At 44.8% G+C, this 8546-nt stretch carries 9 protein-coding genes; 7 read left to right on the forward strand and 2 right to left on the reverse strand.

The window, feature by feature from the left end:
* The first annotated feature begins 490 nt into the window (after window positions 1-490).
* The gene (locus MHN01_RS08830; RefSeq protein ID WP_239411016.1) at window positions 491-1984 is read left to right on the forward strand and encodes an alpha/beta hydrolase-fold protein; all 1494 of its coding nucleotides are present in this window, start codon (window positions 491-493) and stop codon (window positions 1982-1984) included.
* A 60-nt stretch (window positions 1985-2044) separates the two neighbouring features.
* Here the strand turns inward: MHN01_RS08830 and MHN01_RS08835 are convergent, their stop codons facing one another.
* Entirely contained in the window at window positions 2045-2764 is a 720-nt protein-coding gene (locus MHN01_RS08835) for a YafY family protein (RefSeq protein WP_239411017.1), read from the reverse strand.
* A 149-nt stretch (window positions 2765-2913) separates the two neighbouring features.
* Here MHN01_RS08835 and MHN01_RS08840 point away from each other — a divergent pair, with 149 nt between their 5' ends.
* Window positions 2914-3858: an alpha/beta fold hydrolase gene (locus MHN01_RS08840; RefSeq protein WP_239411018.1), complete on the forward strand. Its 945-nt coding sequence runs from the start codon at window positions 2914-2916 to the stop codon at window positions 3856-3858.
* 145 nt (window positions 3859-4003) lie between these two features.
* On the opposite strand, the gene MHN01_RS08845 is transcribed toward MHN01_RS08840, so the two are convergent.
* Window positions 4004-4384: a helix-turn-helix domain-containing protein gene (locus MHN01_RS08845; protein WP_239411019.1), complete on the reverse strand. Its 381-nt coding sequence runs from the start codon at window positions 4382-4384 to the stop codon at window positions 4004-4006.
* A 152-nt stretch (window positions 4385-4536) separates the two neighbouring features.
* On the opposite strand from MHN01_RS08845, the gene MHN01_RS08850 reads away from it, so the two are divergent.
* The 5 genes from MHN01_RS08850 to MHN01_RS08870 all read left to right on the forward strand — a co-directional run.
* A complete protein-coding gene (locus MHN01_RS08850) occupies window positions 4537-5079 on the forward strand; it encodes a nuclear transport factor 2 family protein (RefSeq protein ID WP_239411020.1) in 543 nt (180 codons plus the stop codon).
* Window positions 5080-5400: 321 nt separating this feature from the next.
* Window positions 5401-6309 carry a metal ABC transporter substrate-binding protein gene (locus tag MHN01_RS08855; RefSeq protein ID WP_239411021.1) on the forward strand — a complete coding sequence of 303 codons (909 nt, stop codon included), beginning with the start codon at window positions 5401-5403 and terminating at the stop codon, window positions 6307-6309.
* Window positions 6309-7163 (forward strand): manganese/iron ABC transporter ATP-binding protein, encoded by an 855-nt coding sequence (locus MHN01_RS08860; RefSeq protein ID WP_239411022.1) that lies wholly within the window; start codon window positions 6309-6311, stop codon window positions 7161-7163. The genes MHN01_RS08855 and MHN01_RS08860 overlap by 1 nt, the downstream gene beginning before the upstream one ends.
* A 13-nt stretch (window positions 7164-7176) precedes the next feature.
* Window positions 7177-8085 carry a metal ABC transporter permease gene (locus MHN01_RS08865; RefSeq protein ID WP_239411023.1) on the forward strand — a complete coding sequence of 303 codons (909 nt, stop codon included), beginning with the start codon at window positions 7177-7179 and terminating at the stop codon, window positions 8083-8085.
* On the forward strand, window positions 8078-8546 hold a 469-nt coding region (locus MHN01_RS08870), incomplete at its 3' end, for a metal ABC transporter permease (RefSeq protein WP_239411024.1). The genes MHN01_RS08865 and MHN01_RS08870, both read left to right, overlap by 8 nt.

Genomic DNA, 8546 nt, shown 5'->3' on the forward strand with positions numbered 1-8546 from the left:
GGGTAGGCTTAGCTAAGCCTTATGGTGCAAGCAACATGGCGTTCGCCAATTTCTCCATAAGACGATATATCCTCCCTAATTCCTGATATAAATTGCCGTATAAGAAAACAAAGTCATTTAATTTCGTTAGCCAATAATATTTCAGTTAATAATGGTGTTTCTTGCACGGTGAGCGGTGCGTTTATTCTAACTCAGATCTTCCTCACTTCTTGATGGGGTATTATCTCATTCGCATTGTCTTCTCATGGATATGACCGAAATAGCAAATGTGAGAGAAAAAGCAAAAAATGTCCGGTAGCTTTTCGAAAGCCATTAAGATCACGCGTTGCGTTCGTATGAAGTTACACAGAGAAAGCAAGTTCAATGTGATTTGCCTTATCCCACCTATAAGCTTCAATCTTTGTTGACTATATCAATGCATGTGCAATTGATTGCTAATAGCCTATGTAGAATTTTGAAGCTTAGAAATAACAACAGACTGTGGTTGAGTATGATAAATAAAGCTAGGGCATTAAGACGATTGATTGGGGGAGTGAGCGCAGCGTTACTTTTGGTTTTGGTTGGTTGTAATAGCTATATTAAGCCTGATTCGACAACATTCGCTTGCTCCTCAGTGGCTGGAACTTGGGATTTAATCGCAGATACAGATGACTCGCAATGTGGTGGTTATGGAAAAACAGAAAGATTGGTTTTTACTGTTTCCCAGGAAGGATGTCAATTATCAGATGATGATGGGGTTACTGGTACGATTGATGGCACCGATGTAAAATGGCAGGTAAATCCTTGGTATGTTAATGGCGGAAAGGTTACTTATTTAGAATCCACTGCAACAATTAAGGATAATAAAGTAGAAGGGTTCTATGACTGGAAATGGAGTGATGGTAATACAGAGTGTTCAGGCATTACCAAAATAAATGGCACTATTTTGGCAAAGGAAAATGTGGCGACAACCCCATCGGAAGTTAAAGAAAAAAATCCGATGCTATCACCAAGAGAAGGAACTATTGCCCACACTTTTTCATTAACAGCTCCCGGCGCTAAAGCTGTTTATCTTGCTGGAGAGATGAGTGATTGGCAAGATAATGTATTTGAAATGCAGCAAGGAGAAAATAGTAATTGGTCTTTAACGCTGTATTTACCACAAGGTGCTTGGCAGTATAAATTCGTTGTTGATGGGCAATGGATATATGACAAAAACAATCCAAAAACAACAGATGATGGCTTTGACGGTTTAAATTCGGTTATTGTTTTAGGGAAAGAGCTTGCAGAATTAAGCGTCAACCCGAGCATCCCTCATGGTTCAGTCATAAGTAGTAGTCTTGAAAGTAAAGCCCTTGGTGAAAATAGTCCTTTTACTATCTACCTGCCTCCGGGTTATTCCGAAGATAGTAACAAAAGTTATCCCCTTCTAGTGTTACTGCATGGTTATGGTAGCGATCAAAATCAGTGGGTCAGAGACGGGAAGGTTCAAAACTTCATGGATAATCTTGTTCATGCCGGTGCAATTGAACCATTTATTATAGTCATGCCCTATGGCGACAAAAGTCAGTATGTGAACAACAGAGAAGTCCATATTATGGACGAGTTAATTCCTTATGTAAGGGATCAATACCGCATAAAACCGGGTAAAACGTTCACCGCCATTTCGGGTGGATCTATGGGGGGATTTGGCGCACTTTATTTAGCGCATCGCCATCAGGATGTTTTTGGATTGTCTGTGCCACTCAGTGGATATTTTGATCTGAGCTATTATCCAGAATTCCAATCGAAAAAAATCACCATGGAGCCAGAGCTTTATATCTATTGTGGTACTAATGACCATATTAGCTTTGCCCGCAATGAAAGCCTGGTTAAGTTGTTAAAAAGTGAAGGCGTTGATTTCACATACAAGACTGCGCCTGGAGGCCATACTTGGCGGTATTGGAATGGCATCACCCCTGACTTTCTGACGGTTGTCTCTGATTTTTTTAACAAACAAACGTAGTAACAAACTAAAGGAGCCAGTTATTTTTAGGAAAAGGAGTCTCTGTCGGTTAGGCGATAGCTAGCGAGCAAGGTTGCGAATTGGGGATACATGATCTTCGAACGGAACATGTCGTCGTAGAAATGTTTTACCTTCGATGAACTCGGGAGTGCTGATCCGGTCCATCCTAAAGTGGCGAAAATCCTGACGTTTCGGATCCCAAGCGACTAAATACCAGAGTGGCGGCAATATCAGCATTGCTTGTGGCTCAACATATCGGTTGGTGACAGTTCCTTTGGCGTCACAATATTGAAAGCGCAGGTGGATTTGCTGCAGAAAAGCTGTCTCGAAAACGGGCAGTAGCGCGGAGTCCATTTCTCCGATATCGGTTATGTCCACCTGCGGAGCGAGTTTCCCGACATACAAACAATCCAGCAGGCGGCGCAGATCGTGCAATTTGTCTGATGGCAGCGCTTTTTCGATTTTGGCAAGCCCATCGTCAGCGAGCTCTGAGAAGGGCATGCCTCCGGCTGCACGCATCGATGTAACGCTGATGACAAGTGCAAAGACCTCGGCGACTGAGAGTCTCACTGTGGTTTGAACGGATCGCGGATCAAGTTGCAGGCCCCCCCCTCGTCCGGGCTCTGAATGAATCACAAAACCTTCATCACGCAATGCGTTGAGGTCGCGTAACACTGTACGCCTGGAGGCTCCCACCTCCTGCGCTAATTCAGCGACTGTCGAAGTCCCGCTGCGGCGTAGACTTCGCACGATGGCATCTTGGCGTAGACGAATATTCATTTTGTAAAGCTACCATTCAATGGTGTCAGTATTTGTCACTATTAAGATATATAAATTATCTCTCGACGTCAGCAAGGTGAATTAGACGGTGTAATGTGCATCGTCAATTCCTGATTCTGAACATCCCCAGTCTATATAGGAGAGATAAAATGTATGATCCCGCCGATTTTCCTGAATCCACTCTGGTTTCCGTCCACGGGGAGACACTCGAAGTCTTCGAAGCGGGGCAGTCAAATGTGGGTAACCCTATCGTGCTCTGCCATGGCTGGCCAGAACATGCCTTCTCTTGGCGGTATCAGATCCCCGCCCTTGTCGAGGCTGGCTACCATGTCATCGTCCCAAATCAGCGTGGTTATGGTAATTCGTCATGCCCGTTGCAGGTTACTCAATATGACATTACTCATTTAACGGGAGATCTTGTCGCTCTTCTCGATCACTATGGATACCATAACGCCACCTTTGTCGGACATGATTGGGGAGCGATGGTCGTTTGGGGGTTGGCCTTATTGCATCCTGACCGTGTCAACAATGTGATAAACCTGAGCTTGCCCTACCAGGAACGAGGGGAAACGCCCTGGGTCGAATTGATGGAACATATACTTGGCGGCGACAACTACTTTGTTCATTTTAACCGACAACCCGGTGTTGCCGATGCGGTGCTGGAACAGAATACACCTCAATTCCTCCGTAATCTGTATAGGAAAAATATGCCCGATAAAGAGCCGGAACAAGGTATGGCGATGATTAATCTTGCACGTTGTGAAGAGCCAACCGGTGAGCCCTTGATGAGTGACCAAGAGCTGGCTGTTTTTGTCTCTGCGTTCGAATCATCAGGGTTCACAAGCAGCATAAATTGGTATAGAAACCTTGATCGAAACTGGCACTTGTTAGCGGATGTAAACCCAATCATCCAGCAACCTACTCTTATGATCTATGGCGATCAAGACGTCATCCCGAAGTCTGAAAGGCTGACAGAATACGTGCCTAATGTAGAAGTGCTCAATCTTGATTGTGGACATTGGATCCAGCAAGAAAAGCCGGAAGAAATAAACCAAGCCATTATTAAATGGCTGGGGCAGCAGAGTGCAGTCTAGCCCCAAGAGCTTCAAGACGAAACAGACACTCCGGAAAGAACGGTAGTTACCGCTTATGTCTTCTTATGGTGCAAGCTACATGTTTGTAGTTTGCACCAATATGTTTTTGCAATTAGGCTTTTTCCTTTCATCGGACCCAATAGAATTAACTCCTTTCATCATAGGCTTTTCGAGCACGCTTAATATCGTCTTGATGCTCATCCGCCCAACAAACCAATTGGTACAATGGTTTAACTAAGTCTCGCCCCATTTCTGTCAGGCAATACTCTACTCTTACAGGCACTTCAGGGTACACGGTCCGATTAACATAGCCTTCCCGCTCTAAATCCCTTAGCGTCTGGGTCAACATACGCTGAGAGATCCCTTCTATTCTTGATTTAAGAGAGTTAAATCTATCAGCCCCTTCCACGAGTGCAAATAGAATAAGCAACGACCATTTGTCGCCGATTTGCGCTACAACATTACGTACCGGGCAATCTTCATTATTATGAAATACCCGCTTTTCTGGCTTAGCCTGTGCTGTCACTTTTCCATTCCTTCTCAATCTCAAATCTCAATACTGGTTACCAAAATGTGCCTATCGAACGTTTTGGTACCTTCTTGAAGTGTAGGTTACTAATAATTACTATAGTGATCAATGTATACCTTTGTGAAACGAGATTATTATTGGAGTTACTTATGTGGAAAGCAATTACATCTTTTATTTTTCTGTTGGTAAGCACTACGGCCTATGCACAAAATGCAGATAAGCTGACTATTGACCTGCATTCGCTACAAAAACCAAATTGGACAGAACAGGAAGTAAAAAACGCTGAATTGATTACTGATTTTGTTCAAAACCTCATGAATAACCATAACTTTGACTACATCTTGGAGCACTACAACGACAGCGCCTATGTTCAACACAATCGAAACCTGCCTGATAAAGTCACTGGCTTAGTAAGCTTCCTGGAAGAGTTTGTAGAGGAATACCCTGACTACACTTATGACGTAAAGCATATCTATGTCGACGGTGATTACGTGATTTTCCATTCTCATGCCACGTTAAATAAAGAGGATAGGGGGAATGACCAAAAAGGCATGAATATTATCGATACTTGGCGTATCGAAGAGGGCAGAATCGTTGAGCACTGGGACTCGATTCAGGCACTAGATTTCTCCATGAGATTTTATTCCCTTATCAGCGGTGGCGATATCGCAAATTCAAATGGCGTGTTCTAGTTTTGTATTTAGTGAAAAATACGAAAAAGTGATTAGAGCTGTTCTATTTGTCTTGAGGGCATAATAAGTGATCTAGCGATATCTTCGACCGGATGTTAGAACGTTATGATGGAAAGAGGCCAACGGCCTCTTTTTTGTGTCTGATTATTAGTCAATTACACAAGGTATTGTCAGATCCATTCAGCCGCCTTACGTCCTAGGAATCAGCGTACATTCCATAAATACCAATTAAATGATAATCATTATCATTTACATCATTAGTGTGTAGGAGTAGAATCTTTTCCGAGTTCAGAAAACTATCGTCGACTGGAGAAAACACGGATGAGACTTAAGCTTGGCACTCTAGCCAAACCAGCAGTTGTATTTTTATCGTTAGTGTCACTGGGGTTCGGTACGGCAGCGACTGCTGCCGAGAAATTTAAAGTTGTGACCACATTCACCATTATTGCGGACATGGCGCAGAATGTGGCCGGTGATGCTGCTGAAGTGAAATCCATTACCAAACCTGATGCCGAAATTCACAACTACCAGGCAACGCCTGGAGACATTCGCCGGGCTCAGGGGGCAGACCTTATTCTTTACAATGGCTTGAACCTGGAATTGTGGTTCAAGAAATTCTTCAAAAATCTTCATGATGTTCCAAGCGTGATCGTGACCGAAGGTGTAAAACCAATGAGTATCGCGCAAGGTCCTTATAGTGGTAAGCCGAATCCACATGCCTGGATGTCCCCGAGTGATGCATTGGTCTATGTCGAGAACATTCGCGCGGCGCTCGTTAAGTACGATGGCGCGAATGTCGAAACGTATAACAAAAATGCCGAAGCATATAAACAACAGATCATGGATATGGTTCAGCCTATTCGCGATAAAGTCGCTCAGATCCCAGAAGACAAACGTTGGCTTGTGACGAGTGAAGGTGCATTCAGCTACTTGGCGCGTGATTTTGGCCTTAAAGAGCTATACCTATGGCCAATCAATGCGGACTCTCAAGGTACGCCACAGCAAGTGAAGCGGCTAATTGATAAGGTCCGGGCTAATCAGATCCCTGCGGTATTTAGTGAAAGTACGGTGTCAGCTAAACCTGCACAACAGGTCGCTCGTGAGACAGGTGCAAAATACGCCGGTGTTCTCTATGTCGATTCACTTAGCAGCCAAGATGGCCCTGTGCCGACTTTCCTCGACTTGCTGAGAGTAACTTCAAACACAATTGCAAAGGGTCTGGAGCAGTAATGGCGGGAATCAAAGTATCAGACATTAGCGTAACGTATCGCAACGGTCATACCGCACTTTACAACGCAAGTTTTGTACTTCCAAAAGGGTCGATTACGGCCCTTGTCGGGGTTAACGGTAGCGGTAAATCAACACTATTCAAATCCATCATGGGGTTTGTACCTGTTAGTCAAGGATCAGTCGAAATTCTTGATATGCCAGCGAAAAAAGCCCTCAAGCAAAACGTTGTGGCCTATGTGCCTCAAAGTGAGGAGATTGACTGGAACTTTCCTGTCCTTGTCGAAGATGTCGTCATGATGGGGCGCTACGGCTATATGGGATTGCTCCGTATTCCGAAAAAAGCGGATCATGACATGGTGACCGCGGCATTAGAGCGAGTGAACATGACGGCTTTTCGAAAGCGCCAGATTGGCGAGCTTTCTGGCGGCCAGAAAAAGCGAGTCTTCCTTGCCCGGGCATTGGCGCAGGAAAGTGCAGTAATTTTGCTTGATGAACCTTTTACTGGTGTCGATGTGCAAACGGAAGAGCAGATCATGGCGCTTCTTCGTGATTTACGTGATGTAGGCAAAGTGATGCTCGTATCCACCCACAACCTGGGGAGTGTTCCTGACTTTTGTGACCGTACGGTATTGATTAACAGAACGGTGCTGGCGCACGGCATGACAAGTGAAATCTTTACGCCGGAAAACCTTGAACTCGCGTTTGGCGGTGTGCTTCGTCACTTTATCCTTGGTGGTAAAGAACTGCACGAAGATGACGATGAACGTAAGTTGACTGTACTGTCGGACCACGAGCGCCCGGTTGTGATGTATGGTGAGCAGCAAGCTGTGCCAGTATCACGCCCAGAGAAGTAAGGAGTTCATTCAGATGGATTATTTGCTTGAACCATTTCACTACGGGTACATGGTTAATGCCATGTGGGTGAGCGCTCTCATTGGGGGAGTGTGCGGTTTTCTGTCTACGTACTTGATGCTAAAAGGCTGGTCTTTGATTGGTGATGCGCTGTCACACTCAATCGTCCCCGGTGTCGCGGGGGCTTATATGCTTGGTTTGCCTTTTGCGTTCGGTGCGTTTCTCTCAGGTGGCTTGGCCGCAGCCGGTATGCTTTTCCTCAGCCAACGAAGCAAGTTACGAGAAGATGCGATCATCGGCCTGATCTTTACTTCATTTTTCGGGCTTGGCCTGTTCCTGGTGTCGCTGTTTCCTGCGGCGGTTAACATTCAGACTATCGTTCTCGGAAATGTGCTCGCTATTACACCTACCGACACTGTTCAGTTAGTGATTATCGGTGGTCTCTCACTCGCGGTATTGCTGGTGAAGTGGAAAGACCTGATGGTGGTTTTCTTTGATGAAAACCATGCTCAAAGTATTGGGTTGAACCCGACGAGGCTTAAAGTACTTTTCTTTACGCTTCTGAGTGCATGCACGGTCGCTGCACTGCAAACAGTTGGCGCATTTTTGGTTATCGCTATGGTGGTAATCCCTGGTGCAACCGCTTATTTAATGACGGACCGCTTCTCTCGGGTGATTATCTATGCGGTGATTATTGGTGCTGGCAGCACATTTTTTGGTGCTTATATTAGTTACTACATTGACGGTGCAACTGGCGGGATCATTGTGCTATTGCAAACCGCTTGTTTCCTAGCTGCTTTTGTCTTTGCGCCTAAACATGGTCAAATTGCTATCAAACGTAAAAGTAATCAGCGGATGACAAGAAAGGAACCTGATTCGGCATCTTCTGTTTCTATGATGAACAAGGAGCACAAAAATGCTTGATACACTCCTTATGCCGTTTACGTTCACTTTCATGCAGCAGGCGTTTCTTATCGTACTGCTGGTGGCGATTCCGACAGCACTGCTTTCTTGCTTTTTAGTTTTGAAAGGCTGGTCCTTGATGGGAGATGCAATTGCTCACTCCATCTTGCCCGGTGTCGTCATTGCTTATATCTTTGCTATCCCTTATACCCTTGGTGCGTTTGCCGCAGGCATGTTCTGTGCGCTATCTACAGGATACCTGAAAGAGAATAGTCGAATTAAAGAAGATACGATCATGGGCGTCGTGTTTTCGGCAATGTTTGCATTGGGCCTCGTTCTAATGACAAAAGTGGAAGTAGGTGTTCACTTAGACCATATTCTTTTTGGCGATGCGTTAGGTGTAGATTGGGCTGATATTATTGAAGCCGCCATTGTCGCTATGTTAGTTGTGCTTTTTGCTGTTTTTAAAGGTAAAGATTTAT

It is taken from the genome of Photobacterium sp. OFAV2-7 (genome assembly GCF_022347985.1).
In the GTDB taxonomy this organism is placed as follows: domain Bacteria; phylum Pseudomonadota; class Gammaproteobacteria; order Enterobacterales; family Vibrionaceae; genus Photobacterium.

Coding starts and splice junctions, on each gene's coding strand:
- MHN01_RS08850 (WP_239411020.1), top strand. CDS start 4,537: ATGTGGAAAGCAATTACATCTTTTATTTTTCTGTTGGTAAGCACTACG.
- MHN01_RS08830 (WP_239411016.1), top strand. CDS start 491: ATGATAAATAAAGCTAGGGCATTAAGACGATTGATTGGGGGAGTGAGC.
- MHN01_RS08865 (WP_239411023.1), top strand. CDS start 7,177: ATGGATTATTTGCTTGAACCATTTCACTACGGGTACATGGTTAATGCC.
- MHN01_RS08835 (WP_239411017.1), bottom strand. CDS start 2,764: ATGAATATTCGTCTACGCCAAGATGCCATCGTGCGAAGTCTACGCCGC.
- MHN01_RS08855 (WP_239411021.1), top strand. CDS start 5,401: ATGAGACTTAAGCTTGGCACTCTAGCCAAACCAGCAGTTGTATTTTTA.
- MHN01_RS08860 (WP_239411022.1), top strand. CDS start 6,309: ATGGCGGGAATCAAAGTATCAGACATTAGCGTAACGTATCGCAACGGT.
- MHN01_RS08840 (WP_239411018.1), top strand. CDS start 2,914: ATGTATGATCCCGCCGATTTTCCTGAATCCACTCTGGTTTCCGTCCAC.